Origin of the sequence: Nocardia brasiliensis IFM 10847 (assembly GCF_000710915.1) — a bacterium.
GTDB lineage: Bacteria > Actinomycetota > Actinomycetes > Mycobacteriales > Mycobacteriaceae > Nocardia > Nocardia brasiliensis_A.
On sequence record NZ_BAUA01000174.1, the window covers coordinates 114,574 to 130,393 of the forward strand.

General features: G+C 69.8%; 13 protein-coding genes. 8 read left to right on the forward strand and 5 right to left on the reverse strand.

Features of this window, described 5'->3' with window-relative positions; genetic code table 11:
• Nucleotides 1-109: 109 nt before the first annotated feature.
• A complete protein-coding gene (locus tag NBRGI_RS33965) occupies nt 110-1,060 on the reverse strand; it encodes a GlxA family transcriptional regulator (RefSeq protein ID WP_029901269.1) in 951 nt (316 codons plus the stop codon).
• A gap of 71 nt (nt 1,061-1,131) precedes the next feature.
• Between NBRGI_RS33965 and NBRGI_RS33970 the strand changes: the two genes are divergently transcribed.
• Both NBRGI_RS33970 and ald read left to right on the forward strand, forming a co-directional pair.
• Entirely contained in the window at nt 1,132-1,902 is a 771-nt protein-coding gene (locus NBRGI_RS33970) for an MBL fold metallo-hydrolase (protein WP_029901270.1), read from the forward strand.
• Nucleotides 1,903-2,030: 128 nt separating this feature from the next.
• On the forward strand, nt 2,031-3,146 hold the full coding sequence (ald, locus tag NBRGI_RS33975; protein ID WP_029901271.1) for an alanine dehydrogenase: 1,116 nt from the start codon (nt 2,031-2,033) through the stop codon (nt 3,144-3,146).
• Nucleotides 3,147-3,427: 281 nt separating this feature from the next.
• Here the strand turns inward: ald and sigJ are convergent, their stop codons facing one another.
• On the reverse strand, nt 3,428-4,390 hold the full coding sequence (sigJ, locus tag NBRGI_RS33980) for an RNA polymerase sigma factor SigJ (RefSeq protein WP_029901272.1): 963 nt from the start codon (nt 4,388-4,390) through the stop codon (nt 3,428-3,430).
• Nucleotides 4,391-5,127: 737 nt separating this feature from the next.
• Between sigJ and NBRGI_RS33985 the strand changes: the two genes are divergently transcribed.
• Nucleotides 5,128-6,045: a cobalamin biosynthesis protein gene (locus NBRGI_RS33985; RefSeq protein ID WP_029901273.1), complete on the forward strand. Its 918-nt coding sequence runs from the start codon at nt 5,128-5,130 to the stop codon at nt 6,043-6,045.
• Nucleotides 6,046-7,704: 1,659 nt separating this feature from the next.
• Here NBRGI_RS33985 and NBRGI_RS45655 read toward each other — a convergent pair.
• The 3 genes from NBRGI_RS45655 to NBRGI_RS34005 form a co-directional block, all read right to left on the reverse strand.
• Nucleotides 7,705-8,451, reverse strand: coding sequence for a hypothetical protein (locus tag NBRGI_RS45655; RefSeq protein ID WP_081878349.1), 747 nt, complete (start codon nt 8,449-8,451; stop codon nt 7,705-7,707).
• Nucleotides 8,452-8,677: 226 nt separating this feature from the next.
• Nucleotides 8,678-9,541: an SURF1 family cytochrome oxidase biogenesis protein gene (locus NBRGI_RS34000; RefSeq protein ID WP_029901275.1), complete on the reverse strand. Its 864-nt coding sequence runs from the start codon at nt 9,539-9,541 to the stop codon at nt 8,678-8,680.
• Nucleotides 9,541-10,059 (reverse strand): low molecular weight protein-tyrosine-phosphatase, encoded by a 519-nt coding sequence (locus NBRGI_RS34005; protein WP_036561881.1) that lies wholly within the window; start codon nt 10,057-10,059, stop codon nt 9,541-9,543. The genes NBRGI_RS34000 and NBRGI_RS34005 overlap by 1 nt, the downstream gene beginning before the upstream one ends.
• 200 nt (nt 10,060-10,259) lie before the next feature.
• Here NBRGI_RS34005 and cobC point away from each other — a divergent pair, with 200 nt between their 5' ends.
• The 5 genes from cobC (at nt 10,260) to NBRGI_RS34030 (ending at nt 15,768) form a co-directional block, all read left to right on the forward strand.
• Nucleotides 10,260-11,300, forward strand: coding sequence for an Rv2231c family pyridoxal phosphate-dependent protein CobC (cobC, locus tag NBRGI_RS34010; protein WP_029901277.1), 1,041 nt, complete (start codon nt 10,260-10,262; stop codon nt 11,298-11,300).
• Nucleotides 11,301-11,874: 574 nt separating this feature from the next.
• Entirely contained in the window at nt 11,875-12,996 is a 1,122-nt protein-coding gene (locus NBRGI_RS34015) for a Nif3-like dinuclear metal center hexameric protein (RefSeq protein WP_029901278.1), read from the forward strand.
• A 142-nt stretch (nt 12,997-13,138) separates the two neighbouring features.
• The gene (locus tag NBRGI_RS34020) at nt 13,139-13,780 is read left to right on the forward strand and encodes a hypothetical protein (protein ID WP_029901279.1); all 642 of its coding nucleotides are present in this window, start codon (nt 13,139-13,141) and stop codon (nt 13,778-13,780) included.
• Nucleotides 13,781-13,865: 85 nt separating this feature from the next.
• The gene (locus NBRGI_RS34025; RefSeq protein WP_029901280.1) at nt 13,866-14,603 is read left to right on the forward strand and encodes a zinc ribbon domain-containing protein; all 738 of its coding nucleotides are present in this window, start codon (nt 13,866-13,868) and stop codon (nt 14,601-14,603) included.
• Nucleotides 14,604-14,634: 31 nt separating this feature from the next.
• Nucleotides 14,635-15,768 carry a bifunctional RNase H/acid phosphatase gene (locus NBRGI_RS34030; protein ID WP_029901281.1) on the forward strand — a complete coding sequence of 378 codons (1,134 nt, stop codon included), beginning with the start codon at nt 14,635-14,637 and terminating at the stop codon, nt 15,766-15,768.
• Nucleotides 15,769-15,820: the final 52 nt, after the last annotated feature.

Genomic DNA, 15,820 nt, shown 5'->3' on the forward strand with positions numbered 1-15,820 from the left:
GCCGCGTTGTCGTCGTCGCCGATACAACCCCGGTGTCGGCTCCTCCTCCGCCTTGCCAGGCGACGAGCTGAACCCCGAATGCATCCACCGTGACTCATGAACTAGGGCCCTAGTGCACCGGGGTCGCGAACAGCGCGCGGTGTGCGGCGGGGCTGGTGCCGAGGATGCGATGGAAGTGGTGCCGCAGGCTGACGGCGGAGCCGAAGCCGGTTTCGGTGGCGATCCGGTCCATGGTGTCGCCGGTGGTCTCCAGCAGCAGCCGGGCCCGGTCGGTGCGCTGGTGCAGCAGCCATTGCTGCGGGCTGCTGCCGGTGCGGTCGCGGAAACGGCGGGTGAATGTGCGCCGTGACATCAGGGCCACCCGCGCCCAGCCGTCCAGGTCGATCGGATCGCCGAGATGCGTTCGGGCCCAGACCATCGCGCGTTCGATCGGGTCGTCGTCGGCGGCATCCGGCACGGCGACCGGGATGTACTGCGCCTGCGACCCGCTGCGGTGCGGCGCCGTCACCAGCTCTCTGGCCAGTTCGGTGGCCGCGCGGCTGCCGAGATCGTTGCGCACCAGGTGCAGGCAGCAGTCGAGGGCGGCCGCGACGCCCGCGGAGGTGACCACGTCGCCGAGGTCGGACCACAGGGTGTCGGCACGGACGCGGACCGCGGGGAAGGCGGCGGCCAGCTCGGCGGCGCCGGCCCAGTGGGTGGTGATCTCGCGGCCGTCGACCAGTCCGCTGGCCGCCACCGCCCACGAGCCGAGGCACAACCCGACGATCCTGGCCTGCGCGCCGTGCGCCTGCCACAGCGCCTCGCGCAACTGCGCCGACATCGGCAGGTGCCGCTCCCAGCTCGGGATCACCACGGTGTCCGCGCGCGCCAGGGTGTCCAGGCCGTGGCGCACGTCGATATCGAAACCCGCTGGGGTGGGCAGGGTTCCGGGTCGCTCCGCGCACACGTCCACCCGGTACGGCGACTTGCCGCCGATACCGACGCGGCCGAAGACGAGGCTGGCCACGGACAGATGGAACGGGCTGATGTTGTCGTAGGCGAGCACGGCGACAGTACGCATGGCCCGATTTTAGCGATCAGCGGCTCTCGGGCCACTGTCGGGATGATTCGCGGCCGGACAAGATCATTGTCATGACCGAAACGATCGAACGAACCACCAAGCTCGAGGCTCTGCACGTGGGCGGCCCCACCCTGCGTTTCCGCTACGCGGGCCGCACTTTCCTGACCGATCCCACCTTCGACGAGCCGGGCGTCTACCCGGGACCGGTCACGCTGTACAAGCTCGCCGGTCCCGCGGTGTCCGCGGCCGAGGTCGGGCCGGTGGATATCGTGCTGCTCTCGCACGACCAGCACGCCGACAATCTGGACAACACAGGCCGGGAATTCCTGCAGTCGGTGCCGACCGTGCTCTCCACCCCGGACGCCGGGGAGCGCATCAACGGCGTTCGCGGACTGGCGAATTGGGAGACCGTGACGGTCGACGGCATCAAGGTGACCGGGGTGCCGGCCTTGCACGGGCCGGAAGGATGCGAATCGGTCACCGGCGTCGTGACCGGGTTCGTCCTGCAGGCCGACGGGCAGCCGACCGTGTATGTCTCCGGCGACAACGCCTCGGTCGATCGGGTGCGGCAGATCGTCGAGCGGTTCGGCCGGATCGATATCGCCATCCTGTTCGTCGGCGCGGCGAATGTCGGACTCTTCGACGATGTCGACGTCACGCTCAACGCGCGCACCGCGGTGCAGGCCGCGGAGGTGCTCGGGGACGCGACCATCGTGCCGGTGCACGGGGACGGGTGGCTGCACTTCAGCGAAACGCTCGAGCGGTTGACCAAATTGTTCGAGAACGCGGGCCGCGCCGACCAGCTGCACATCCCGCCGCTCGGCAAAGCGGTCACTGTCTGAGCTTCTCGCGCCGAGTCTGCTGGTCAACCTGTGCAGAAACGCGCGGTGGCCGGGCGGACTCGTGATCATCGTGTGACACCCGCGCGTCGTTCGTGGCGGGACCGAGGTGCGGGGTCCACGATGACCGTATGAGGATCGGAGTTCCACGGGAGGTCAAGGAGCAGGAGTTCCGGGTGGCGCTGACGCCGGCGGGTGCCGGAGAACTGGCCACGCAGGGGCACGAGGTGCTGATCCAAACCGGGGCGGGTGTCGGATCGGGATTCGCCGACGCCGACTACACCGCGGTCGGGGCGAGACTGGCACCCGAGGCGGATCAGGTGTGGTGGGAGGCCGACCTGATCCTGAAAGTGAAAGAGCCGATCGCCGAGGAGTATCCACGGCTACGCGCGGGGCAGGTGCTGTTCACCTACCTGCACCTCGCCGCGTCCAGGGAGTGCACCGACGCGATCCTGCGTTCGGGGATCACCGCGATCGCCTACGAAACGGTGCGCTCCACTGACGGGTCGCTGCCGTTGCTCGCGCCGATGAGCGAGGTGGCGGGCAAGCTCGGCGGACAGGTCGGGGCCTATCACCTGATGGCGCCGCTGGGCGGTGCGGGCATGCTGCTCGGCGGGGTGCCGGGGGTCCGCCCGGCGGAGGTGGTGGTGCTCGGCGGCGGGGTCGCCGGCACCAACGCGGCGTCGGTCGCCGCGGGCATGGGCGCGCGAGTCACGGTGCTGGACACCAACTTGCACCGCCTACGCGAGCTGGACGCGCGGTTCGACGGCCGGGTGACGACCGTCGCGTCCAATGCCGCCGAGATCGAACAGGCCGTACTGGCAGCCGATCTCGTCATCGGCTCGGTGCTGGTGCCGGGCGCGCGGGCACCGAAACTCGTCACCGACGAGCTGGTCGCGCAGATGCGGCCGGGTTCGGTGCTCGTCGACATCGCCATCGACCAGGGCGGTTGCTTCCAGGGATCGCGGCCGACCACGCACGCGAATCCGACCTTCCGCGTGCACGATTCGCTGTTCTACTGTGTCGCGAACATGCCGGGTGCGGTACCGCACACGGCCACCCTCGCGCTCACCAACGCCACGCTGCCTTACGTCCGGGCCATCGCCGGGCTCGGCTGGCAGCAAGCCTGCGCCAACTATCCGGAACTCGCGCAGGGTCTCACCGCCGACGGAGGACGGCTCGTGTCGGTGGAAGTGGCCGCGGCACACGGATACGCGGCACGGCAGCCGATGGGTCTGGTCGGCTGATACGCGGTCGGCCCGAACACCTCTCGGCGTCCGGGCCGCGGTTCGTGGACCACCACGTCGCGCACGCACACCCCGACCCACGGCGGGCGGAACGCGCCGCTGTCGCTGCAGAAAACCGAGAGGATCCCGCCGGAATCGACGCATGGCCCGTGCATTCATCGCTGTCCGCCTGGACAATTCGTAGGAGGACTTCACGGGAGTGCGCCAAATGCGTTCCGGTGGCGGGATACTCGCGTCCAGCAGTTCTTTGCTATCCACGCGCCGGTAGGCACTCCCTCGTGTTACTCGGTGTCGGAGTCCGTCATGTTGAGGTACCAGTCCGGCTCACCCGAGGTGGGCAGGTCGTGCAGCTTGTCGGGGTTGCGCACCACATCGATGGAGACGATGCGACCGTTGTCGACGGTGAAGGCGAAGACGCCGATGTGGTTGCCGTCGAACACCACCAGGCCCGGCGCGCCGTTCACCAGCACCGCGCGGCCCCAGCCGCCCGCCGCCGACGGCGCGTGGTACCAACCGAGCAGCATCTTCGCGATGAGCTCGGCGCCGCGCACTGCCTGCCGGATCGCGGGCACCTTGCCGCCGCCGTCCGCGGTGAGGCTGACGTTCGCGTCGAGCACGCCGAGCAAGGCGCTGAGATCGCCGGACCGCCACGCGACCGCGAACGCGGAAACGACCTTCTCCTGCTCGTCCGGCGAGGCGGGGAAACGCGGTGTGCCGTCCTCGACCCGCTTGCGAGCCCGGGACGCGAGCTGGCGCACCGCCGCCGGGGTGCGCCCCACCACCTCGGCGACCTCCGGCCCGCTCATGCCGAACACGTCCTGCAGCACGAACGCGGTGCGCTCGGCAGGCGACAGGGATTCGAGCACGACCAGCAGCGCGGTGGTCACCCGCTCGTCCTGGGTGATCCGGTCCGCCGGATCGTCCCAGCTGGTCACCTCCGGCTCGGGCAGCCACTCGCCGACGTACTGTTCACGGCGGGCGCGCGCCGAACCGAGCTGATCCAGCGCGAGCCTGCCGACCACAGTGCTCAACCACGCGCGCAGGTTCTCGATCTGTCCCGCCGTGCCCGCCTCGAACTGGCGTTGCAACCGCAGCCACGCCTCCTGCACGACATCGTCGGCGTCGGTGAGACTGCCCAGCGTGCTGTAGGCGAGCCTGCGCAGATATGGCCGATGCTCCTCGAACCGCCGGGCCAGCTCGGCCTGGTCGAGAGGTTCGGAAGGAGAAGACTGTGCGGAAGTCACTGCTGGTTCGCCGTTCGATCGTTACGCCCGGGATAGGGCGAGTCCAAAGGTGCGTCACCGGGTTGACGACGCAGGACCTCAGAGTGTGACACGCCGGAAAAGTCCAGCTGGTGGACGTCCGTTCCGGCGAGTCCGGGATCACTGGGCGGGGTGGGGGAGATGAGTGGGGTGACTGTGCTGTGCGTCCCGTTTTGCGGTTGTCGGTCGGCTGCGGCTGCACCGGTCGGCGTCGGTGATGTCCGCGTTCACCGTGTGCGCGACCTGGATGGGTGGGTTCATCTCGACGACGAAGTGACTGTCCGGGTCGTGTGGTTCGCCTCCTGTTTCGTGTGGTGGACGGGCGGGGCATAGGTGTGCTCGTTGCGGGGTTGCGGGGTTGCGGGGTTGCGGGGTTGCGGGGTTGCGGGGTTGCGGGGTTGCGGGGTTGCGGGGTTGCGGGGTTGCGGGGTTGCGGGGTTGCGGGGTTGCGGGGTTGCGTTGGGTTGTGCGGTCATTGGGTTGGCCGCGGGCTTTTGAGTGATTGGGTGGGGGAGATGAGTGCGCTGGCTGCGTGGGGGCGATTGGTCTGGCCGGGTTCAGTTTCGGGTTGCCGGGTGTGGTCGGCGCCCCCTTCGGGTTGCTGGTAGTGCGGTGGCGTAGGTGTGCTGGTGACGGTGGCGTCGCCCGTGCCTGCTTGGTGTGATTGGGCGGGGTAGGCGATTCGCTGTGGTGGAGTGGGCGGCGGTTAGTCTCGGCGGGTGCGTAAGGGGAATTCGGCGGCCTTGGGGCTGGTGCTCGGGTTTGTGCTGGATCGGGTGTTGGGGGATCCGCGGCGGTGGCATCCGGTGGCGGGGTTCGGCACTGCGGCGGCCGCACTCGAGTCCAGGACGTATGCCGACCGACGTGGTGCCGGGGTGGTGCACGAAGTAGTGCTCGTGGGGGCGGTGGTCGGACTCGGACTCGGGGTGCGCCGGGGTGGCTGGCCGCTGACGGCGCTGGCGACGTGGACGGTGCTCGGCGGGCGCAGCCTCGCGCGCACGGGCGGCGAGATGGCGGAGCGACTCGAGGCGGGGGATCTGGTCGGTGCGCGGGCGTTGCTGCCGTCGCTGTGCGGACGCGACCCAGAGGCGCTCGATGCCGACGGATTGGCCCGCGCCGCACTGGAATCCATCGCCGAGAACACCTCCGACGCGACTGTCGCCCCGCTGGTGTGGGGCGCGCTGGCCGGCGTGCCGGGCCTGCTCGGCTACCGCGCGATCAACACCCTCGACGCCATGATCGGCTACCGCAACGATCGCTACCGGAACTTCGGCTGGGCCGCCGCCCGCACCGACGACCTGGCCAACCTCCTGCCCGCCCGCCTCACCGGTCTACTCACCGCCGCCCTCGCCCCGCTGGTCGGCGGCCGCCCCGCGGCCGCCTTCCGTGCCTGGCGCCGCGACGCCGCGCAACATCCCAGCCCCAACGCCGGTGTGGTCGAGGCGTCCATGGCAGGCGCCCTCGGCATCCGCCTCGGCGGTCGCACCGAATACCCCCACGGCGTCGAAAACCGCCCCACCCTCGGCACCGGCCCCACACCCACCGTCGCAGACCTCCACCGCGCAGTACGCCTCTCCGAAGCCGTCCAAGCAGCCGCCGTAGCGCTGGCCGCCTGCGCCGCCGTGCTCCGCCGCTAGGCAGGACCCGGCGGCCCCCGCTCGCTGTTGATCGAAACCGCGACGTTGGCTGTCCAAGCAGTCGCCGTAGCGTTGGCGGCCTGCGCCGCCGTGCCCCGCCACCAGGCAGGACGCGGTGGTACGTTCACCGCTGATCGAAACCGCGGCGTTGGGCTGTCGAAGCAGTCGCCGTAGCGTTGGCGGCCTGCGCCGCCGTGCCCCGCCACCAGGCAGGACCCGGCGATCCGTTCACCGCTGATCGAAACCCGAGGCATTTACAGACCTTCCACACCAAGCGTCGGCGCGCCCCACGGCAATTCGCTGTGCGAAGCGTCGATCACCTCTGTGAGAACGACAGGCGATCAGTTCTGGCGATGCAGCAGATCCCTCTCTCGCCCTTGCCGGGCGTGCCGCGACACGCCCGGTGCTCTCTTGGAGACCCCCGGACGTGTCGGAGGGGCGTTACAAGATCAGGGGGAACTGAGGGCGGCATTGTTCGAGAATGCGCCGCCACCAGTTCCCCCTGATCTTGGTTCGGCTACGCCAACTCCGAAGCTCGCGGCGGAGGGCGTTTCCCCGCCGCTGGCCGCAACCTCCCGCGCACGTTCTGCCGTCCCGCGCGCGTGTCATTCGACAGACACGCGCGCGGCGTGACAAAGCGTGCGCGGGACATAGCGAGCTGCTCTCGCGGTGCGTCACCCGCACGCCGTCGCCCCGCGCCGTTGTCCCGCGGAGCGCGGGGCGCGGGGCGCGGGGCGCGGGGCGCGGGGCGGCGCTTGCCGGTTGTCGCGGGGTCTGTGTTGTCTCGCACATGTCCCGTTGTCTCGCGCTCGTTCTGGCGCGCCGCGCGCGTGTCTGTCGAATGACACGCGCGCGGGGTGACGAAAGGTGCGCGGGAGGTAGCGGGCTGCTGGCGCGGTGCGTCGCCTGCGCGACGTTGCATCTCCGCGGGACGCCGGCGCGGCTCGTTGCTGGCTGCTGCCGGTGGTTGATTTGTCTCGCGCGTGTCTCGTTGTCTGGCGCTCGTTCTGGCGCGCCGCGCGCGTGTCTGTCGAATGACACGCGCGCGGGGTGACGAAAGGTGCGCGGGAGGTAGCGGGCTGCTGGCGCGGTGCGTCGCCTGCGCGATGTTGCATCTCTGCGGGACGCCGGCGCTGGCGCGGCTCGTTGCTGGCTGCTGCCGGTGGTTGATTTGTCTCGCGCGTGTCCCGTTGTCTCGCGCGTGCCTGGTGCGCGCGAGTCCATCGAAGGATGCGCGCGGGGGATGCAGGGCGCGTGGGGGATGAAGGGCGCGTGGGGGATGAAGGGCGCGTGGGGGATGAAGGGCGCGCGGGGGATGGTGGGTGCGCGGGATGTAGCGGGTTGCTGAGGTAGTGCCTCGCCTTACGCGAAGTTGCCTCCCGCGGGACGCGGGTGCGGGTGGTCTTTCGTTGGTTTCCGCCGGGTGGTTGTGTTGGCTTGTGGATGTCCCGTTGTCTTGCGCGCGTTCTGTTGTGCCGCGCGCGTATCCGTCGAATGACACGCGCGCGGGACGGGAAGGGAAGTGCGCGCGGGACGGGGAGGGAAGTGCGCGCGGGACGGGGAGGGAAGTGCGCGCGGGACGACGGGAAGGGAAGTGAGCGGGACGACGGGAAGGGAAGTGCGTGGGGTGACTGGAAGCGTGTGGGAAGGGCGGAGAGTTCAGTGGCGGGCGCCGAGGGTGCCTGTCCAGGTGGGGGTGTCTAGGCCGGTGCGCTGGGCGAGGGTGAACATGGCGGCGATGTCGGCGGCGGTGCGCGGCGGGAATTCGTCCCGGTCGTATTCGTCTTCGGGGAAGTGCTCGTCTTCCAGTCGCGTCATTTCCTCGGCGTAGTGCCGCACGAGGCGTTCGGTGACCGCGCCGCGCTCGGCGGCGTCGAGCAGTTCCGCGCACAGCTGCGGCATCTCGCTGTCGGGCTCGAAAAGCAGCCAGTCGGCGATCTTTTCGAGTGCGTCCTCATGAGTGGTCAGCGCCGAGATGCCTGCGTCGAGCCCGTCGTCGGACAGGTCCTCCGGGTACGGCGCTCGACGCCAAGCGCCCTCGTCACACCAGTAGACACATCCGACCATGTAGGCGTCGATCAAACCGCGAAGGTATTGGCGCGGTAGCCATTCCGGTGCACCGGCGAGCAGGTCGATCGCGGGCTCGTGCCACTTGACCTTGCTCGACTCGTCTTCCCCGACGAGCACGGCGCGGCCGTTGCCGTACCACTTCAGTTCCCACCAGGTGCAACCGCTGTCGTCCCAATGCAGACCGCCGTCATCGATCCAATATCCCGAACGATGAACGGGCGGCTCGTCTTCCCGCGCGCGGCTGTACGTCGCGAGCGCGACACCGGCCCACCGCCGCCACAGCAACTGTGGGTCGGGCAGGTCTCCGGGTTGTCCTGGTTCGTGCAGATGCCCCAATGTGGTTCTCCTGACTCGTGTTCGGTGTGAGCCTAGGCGGACCCACCGACACGGTCCGGACGCGCGCTCGGCGCTGATCACGGTCGGCACCAACTCGGTCGCCGCCGCGACCTGCCGCATTCGCGCGGCGTCGCGATCGAAGAGCGGGTCGGTGGCATGTTTCCGGATCGCTGAAGGCTCGGCCTCGATCAGACGGTCCGGCACGGGGCCGCCGAGCCCGACGCTGTCAGTCGCGACCGTAGCGGTCGGCCAGGCGCGATTCCGTGGTGACGGGTGTGGCTGGGGCGGATTCGGGTGTCGTCGCGGATGCGGCTGCGGCGCTGCCCTTTTCCTTGCGGCGCTCACGCAGTTCGGCGTAGACGAAGTAGCCGAGGCCGAGCGGGGCCATGATGCCGAAGGCGAGCCATTGCAGGCCATAGGAGAGGTAGGGGCCGGCGTCGAGTTGGGGGAGCGGCGTCGGCGTGAACGCGCCGGGCTGGTTGTCGTCGAGTTGCAGGTAGCCGCCGCGGTCGGCGCCGGTGGGAACGGCGGTGAGCGGTTGTTGCAGCACGGCGGATTCCTGCGCGAGATCGATCGAGTACACCTGACGGAAGCCGTCCTGCACGGACGGATCTTTGCCCGGCGTAACACCTTCCGACACCCGGACTCTGGCCTCGAGGCGTTGCGGGCCCGGCGGCGGTTCCGCGATCGGCGGTGGGCGTACCCCGTCCACCGCGGCGACCAGGCCGCGGTCGATGAGCAGCAGCCTGCCGTCGTCCAGCCGGAACGTGCCGAGCACCGCGTACCCGGGTGCGCCGTCGAGGTGGCGCAACCGGACCAGCACCGTGGAATCCGGTTGATAGCTGCCCGACGCGATGACTTTGCGCCATTCGCTGTGTGCTTCGTCGGTGGCCGGGGTGTCGAGGACCGTGGTGATGTCCACGGGGTCGGCGCGCACCGAGTCGGCGATGAGCTGGTTGCGGTGCGAAGTGGTGGTGTTCTTGCCGAGTTGCCAGGGCGCGAGCACGGTGAAGCAGAGGTAGGCGAACGCGACGACCAGCACCGCGAGAATCACCCAGCTCGGGCGCAGCAGGAAGGTCAGCCGGCGGATCATGCGCGTCCGTCCAGTACGGGATCGGGGGGACCGGACTCGGCGCCCAGCGCGGCGCGAACCCAGTCGAGCAGGCCGGGCATCGCCGCCTCGATCTGATCGCGGACCAGTTCGAAATCCGCGATGTCGCCGTAGTACGGGTCGGGCACGTCGGTACCGTCCGCGTCCGGGTCGAAGCTGCGCAGCAGCCTGCGCCGGTCCGAGGGGACGCCGAGCCGTGCCAGTTCGCGTTCGTGCGAGGTGTCGAGCGCGATCAGCAGGTCGGCGTCGAAATGATCGGCGCCGAGCGCGGCTGCCGCGTGCCCGGTGCGGTAGCCGTACTTGCGCAGAGTGGCGTTGGTGCGGTGGTCGGCGTCGTCGCCGACGTGCCAGGAACCGGTGCCCGCGCTGCTGACCCGGACGCGATCGGCGAGGCCCGCGCGGGACAGATGCGCCGCGAAGATCTTCTCCGCCATCGGAGAACGGCAGATATTGCCGGTACAGACGAACGAGACATGCAGCTCACCCACGCCTGCCATTCTGGCCGGTCGCCTGTCGGCGCCGCCACGGAGGGTGCGCCGCGGACCCCGGAGGTGGTGCCGATCACTCGAGCCCTAGGCGGCGAACCAAGATCAGGGGGAACTGGCGGCGGTGCGCTCTCGAACGATGCCGCCCACAGTTCCCCCTGATCTTGTAACGACCGAGCGGGGCCACCGACGGCCCCACGTAAGGTGCTCTCGTGCCCGAGGACAGCGTCGACCACGCGAGCCTGCGTCACCACGGCGACGTGGACGCGCGCCCCGGCATGCTCGACTTCGCGGTGAACGTGCAGGGCAGCGCGCCGCCGGACTGGTTGCGTGAGCGGTTGCGGGCACGGCTCGACGACCTCGGCCGGTATCCGAGCGCCGAGTCGGAGTCGGCGGCGCGGCGGGCGGTCGCGCAACGGCACGGGCGCGGTCCGGACGAGGTGCTGCTGCTGGCCGGAGCCGCGGAGGGTTTCGCCATGTTGCCGCGGCTCGCTGCGCGGCTGGCCGCGGTGCTGCATCCGTCGTTCACCGAGCCGGAACTCGCACTGCGGGAAGCCGAGGTCCCGGTGACCCGGGTGCTGCTCGACCCGCCGTACATCCTCGACCCCGCCGCGGTGCCCGCGGCGGCCGACCTGGTGGTGCTCGGCAACCCCACCAACCCGACCTCGGTGCTACACCCTGCCGATACGGTCAAGGCACTGCGCAGACCTGGCCGGATCGTCGTGGTGGACGAGGCGTTCGCCGACGCGATCCCCGGTGAGCCGGAGTCGCTGGCCGGATTCGCGGCACCCGATGTGCTCGTCCTGCGCAGTCTCACCAAAACGTGGGCCCTGGCCGGACTCCGCTGCGGTTACATCCTCGGCGCACCGGAACTGCTGGCCCGGCTGAATCACGGCCGCGCCCATTGGCCTTTGGGCACACTGCAATTGGAGGCGATCACCGCCACCGCCGCACCCGAGGCGGTCGAGCAGGAACAGCGGCAAGCGCAACGGATCGCCGCCGACCGCGCCGCGATGATCGCCCGGCTGACCGAGCTGGGCGTGCACGTGCACACCCCGGCCGCCGCCCCGTTCCTGCTGATCCAGGTCCCAGACGGCGAACTCCTCCGAAAGCACCTGGCGGACAAGGGGATCGCCGTGCGCCGCGCCGACACCTTCCCCGGCCTGGGACCGAACCGGCTACGCCTCGCGGTCCGCGGTCCCGCCGAAGTGGATCAGCTGATCGCTGCGATCCGGACGGCGAACCTGTGCTGACCGTCCGGGCCCCCATCGGGCACGTCGGTAACGCGTCCGGCTCGGTCGCCCGCGCTGCGTCGAATGGTTGCTCCGCCGGTAGGCACGATCCGCGCGGGCCGGGGATGGACGCGCATTCGAGTCGAGTGGACGTGGGGCCGGTTCGGCCGTGTGCACAGCATCGAGTGACGGCCTCTTCGATCGGCGCCATCGGCACGGATCACGGGTCGATGCGCCGGTCCAGCGAAGGCACAGTGAGCACACCGATTTCGATCCTCCACATCGGGTCGAATGGCGAGTGCGTTCCGGGTGATGAGCGCGCGGTCGGCACACAGGTAGCGATCGAGCGAGTCCCGAGCGCCGGCACGGTGCGCTCGGTTGATCTGCGTAAGCCCGGGATCGCCGCGTCGGCCGCATCCGGCTCGGGTTGTGGGCGCGACGCGCCTCGGCACGCGAACAACGACGTGCGAGTCCGGGCCGCAGCGGCAGCGCGCCGGTTGCGGTCAGCGACGTCGAGCGGATGCGATGGCGGTTCGGCCGGGGTGTGCCGACAAAGATTGCGACAGGGCAGTATTCGATCGGAGAAAGGTAGACGATGACCACGCTCGCGGATCTCATCGCGGTGCTCGACACCGCCTACCCGCCGCGCCTCGCCGAATCCTGGGACTCGGTCGGGCTCGTCGCCGGTGATCCGGCAGAGGAGATCACCCGGGTGCTGTTCGCGGTCGACGCGACGGCCGCGGTGGTGGACGAGGCGATCGAGTGGCGCGCACAGGCTTTGGTGGTGCACCATCCGCTGCTGTTGCGCGGGGTCGACACCGTCGCTGCGGATACGCCGAAAGGCGCACTGCTGCATCGGCTCATCCGCTCCGGCTGCGCCCTGTTCACCGCGCACACCAACGCCGACTCCGCCGATCCCGGCGTCTCGGACGCGCTGGCCGCCGCGCTCGGACTCACGGTGACCGGCCCGCTGGACGCCAAACCCGAGGCGCCTGTGGACAACTGGGTGGTGCAGGTGCCGCGGTCACACAGCGACGCTGTGCTCGCCGCCTTGTTCGCGGCGGGCGCGGGCGGCAGCGGCGACTATCGCGACTGCGCGTTGCGGGTACCCGCGATCGGGCAGTTCCGGCCGATGTCGCAGGCCAATCCCGCGGTCGGCGCGCGCGGCGAACTCCAGCATGTCGAGGAGGAGCGGCTGGAGGTGGTCGCGCCGCCGAATGCCCGTGCGGCACTGCTGGCCGCTCTACGGGCCGCGCATCCCTACGAGGATCCGGCCTATCACATCACCGAGCGTGCGCTACTGCCCTCGACGCTGGGGATCGGCCGGGTCGGCACCCTCGCGGCCCCGGAGACCTTGCGCGCCTTCACCGATCGGGTGGCCGCCGCGCTGCCGCCGACCGCGTGGGGTGTGCGCGCGGCGGGCGACCCGGATCGCAGCGTCTACACGGTCGCGGTCTGCGGCGGCGCGGGGGACTCCTACCTCGACGTCGTCGCGCGGCTGGGCGTCGACGCCTACGTCACCGCTGATCTGCGCCATCACCCGGTGGACGAACATCTGCGCCGCGGCGGCCCCGCGCTGATCGACGCCGCGCACTGGGCCACCGAATTCCCCTGGTGCGCACAGGCGGAACGGGTGGTCCGGAGCGAGCTGCCCGAGCTGGAAACGCGGGTCAGCACCCTGCGCACCGATCCGTGGACGGTCAGCGCGCCCAGCTGAGCATCGACTACCGTGGGACACGCCGGTATTCGAGGGAGCGCGACAAACTCTGCTCCGGCGTGTCGGGGCGTGTCCGGCGGATCGACGTGCGCCGCGGGTGGATTGCGCGAGTCGAGCGGTCATTCGGGGGTACAACTACCGCATGAATTTCCCGGTGAATTTCGGCTTCATACAGGTCGGATTGATCTTGATCATCCTGATCGGGATCGCGCTGCTCATCTCCGGGGTGGTGCTGGCGCGCCGGATCGGCCTGCGGGCGCTGATCACGCGCGGCGGCAGCGGTGTGGTGCTGCTGCTCGGCGCGGTGGTGCTGCTGTGGGTGGCCACCCTGATGCAGACCTATCTCGGATTGACCGGCGAGATCAAGGCCGCGCACGTGGTGGCCAAACCGGTCGCCGGGCAGGAGCACCGACTCGACGTCGAACTGACGCTGTTCGGCGACGACGACCACGAGGACCAGCACCTGCGCTACCAGGTCGAGGGCGATATGTGGGTGTTGCAGGCGGGCATCGTCGAACTGGAGCCCTGGGTGAACGCCATGGGCTTCCATTCCGGGTACAAGATCAGCAGGCTGTACGGGCAGCGACTGGACGGCGTGGCCACCACACAGAACCAGATCTTCCTCAACGACGGCGACGAGGACTTCTTCCACGACATGACGAAGGGACGCTGGTGGACCGAGCCGTTCGTGCGCTCGGCCTACGGCAACGCGGTGATCGCGGTGCCCGGTGAATACGACGTCTTCATCTCCCGTGACGCGATAAAGACGCGCGCACCGGCCTAATGGTGCGGCGTCGGTCAAGGAGCCGACCCCGGCGGGGTACGGTTGAGGGCCGACCCCGTCCATAGCGTTCAGGAGTTTGTCCGCGTTGAATGTCGAACCACCGATCCAGGCCAAGCTGCTACAGCTCGCCGCTGTCGACACCGAGCTGACGCGGATCGCGCATCGCCGCACCGTGCTGCCCGAACAGCAGGAGGTGGCCCGGCTGGAGGCCGAGCGAAACACGCACAAGGATGCCGCGGTCGCCGTGCAGATCATGCTGGACGATCTCGATCGCGATATCCGCAAACTCGAGGGCGAGGTCGACGCGGTCCGTAAGCGCGAGGAGCGCGACAAGGGCATGCTCACCGCCGGAACCGTGAACGCGAAGCAGCTTTCGGAGATCCAGCACGAACTGGGCAGCCTGGAGCGGCGGCGTTCGGTGCTCGAGGACGAACTGCTCGAAGTGATGGAGAAGCGCGAGGCCTCGGCCGACGACTACCAGCACGCGGGCGCCCGGCTGGACAAGACCGAGCAGGAGCTCGCCGACGCGCAGCGCCGGCGCGACGAGGCGCTCGCGGATCTCGAAGTGGCCCAGGGGCGTTGCGACGCCGACCGATCCACTCTGGTCGGGCTGTTCCCCGCCGATCTGCTCGCGGTCTACGACCGCCAGCGCAGCCAGCACGGTGTGGGCGCCGCCCTGCTGCAGGCCCGTCGCTGTGGCGCCTGCCGGATCGAGCTGGACCGCGGCGAGATCGCCCGGATCGCCAAGACCGCGCCCGACGTGGTGGTGCGCTGTCCGGAGTGCAGCGCGATCCTGGTGCGCACCAAGGAATCGGGCCTGTGACGGTGGTGGCCAGCGCGAAGCGAGTGGCACCGTGACCGAACGCGAGGTGATCGTCGAGGCCGACGGTGGCTCCCGGGGTAACCCGGGCCCGGCCGGCTACGGCGCCGTGGTGTACGCCGCGGACCATGTGCGCGTGCTCGCCGAGCGCCGCGAGTTCATCGGTATCGCCACCAACAACGTCGCCGAATACCGGGGCCTCATAGCGGGTTTGGAGGCTTCGGCCGAGCTCGGCGCCCGGGTCGTCGCGGTCCGGATGGACTCCAAGCTGGTCGTCGAGCAGATGTCCGGCCGCTGGAAGGTCAAGCACGCGGCGATGATTCCGCTCGCCGACCGGGCGCGCCGGCTGGTCGCCGACTTCGAACGGGTGAGCTTCACCTGGATTCCACGCAACGAGAATGCGCATGCCGACCGGCTGGCGAACGAGGCGATGGACGACGGCACGCTGGTCGATGAGGTGCGTACCGCCCGCGCGGCCGAACAGCCTTCGGCGTCAACGGCTCCGGCGAGTACGGCCGCCGCCGCGCAACCGGCCCCCGGTTGGACCGGCGCCGCCGGTCGCCCCACCCGCCTGTTGCTGCTGCGGCACGGACAGACCGAACTGTCGGTGCAGCGGCGCTATTCGGGTCGCGGCAATCCGCCGCTCACCGAACTCGGTCGCGAGCAGGCTGCGCGCGCCGCGAAAATGCTTGCAGCCAAAGGCGATATCGCCACGGTACTGACCTCGCCGCTGAGTCGCGCCCGCGATACCGCCCAGGCGGCGGCCGACGCGCTCGACGCGCCGTTGACCGTACTCGACGGCCTCATCGAAACCGACTTCGGTGATTGGGAGGGCCTGACCTTCGTCGAGGCCGCTCAGCGCGATCCCGAACTGCACGCCCGCTGGCTCGGCGACCCCTCTGTGCCCGCTCCCGGCGGCGAGAGCTTCGATCAGGTGCGCGAACGCGTGGACGCGGTGCGCCGGGATCTGGTCACGCAGTATCCGGGCGCGAATCTAGTGGTGGTCAGTCACGTGACCCCGATCAAGACGCTGCTGCAATTGGCGCTGGCCGCCGGGCCGTCGCTGCTTTACCGGCTGCATTTGGACCTGGCCGCGCTGTCGATCGCGGAGTTCTATCCCGATGGGGGCTCGTCCGTCCGGCTGTTCAACGACACCTCGTACCTCTGATACGAACTCGGTAGAACAGCGCCCGTCGATTGTTCGACCGACGCCGTTCACG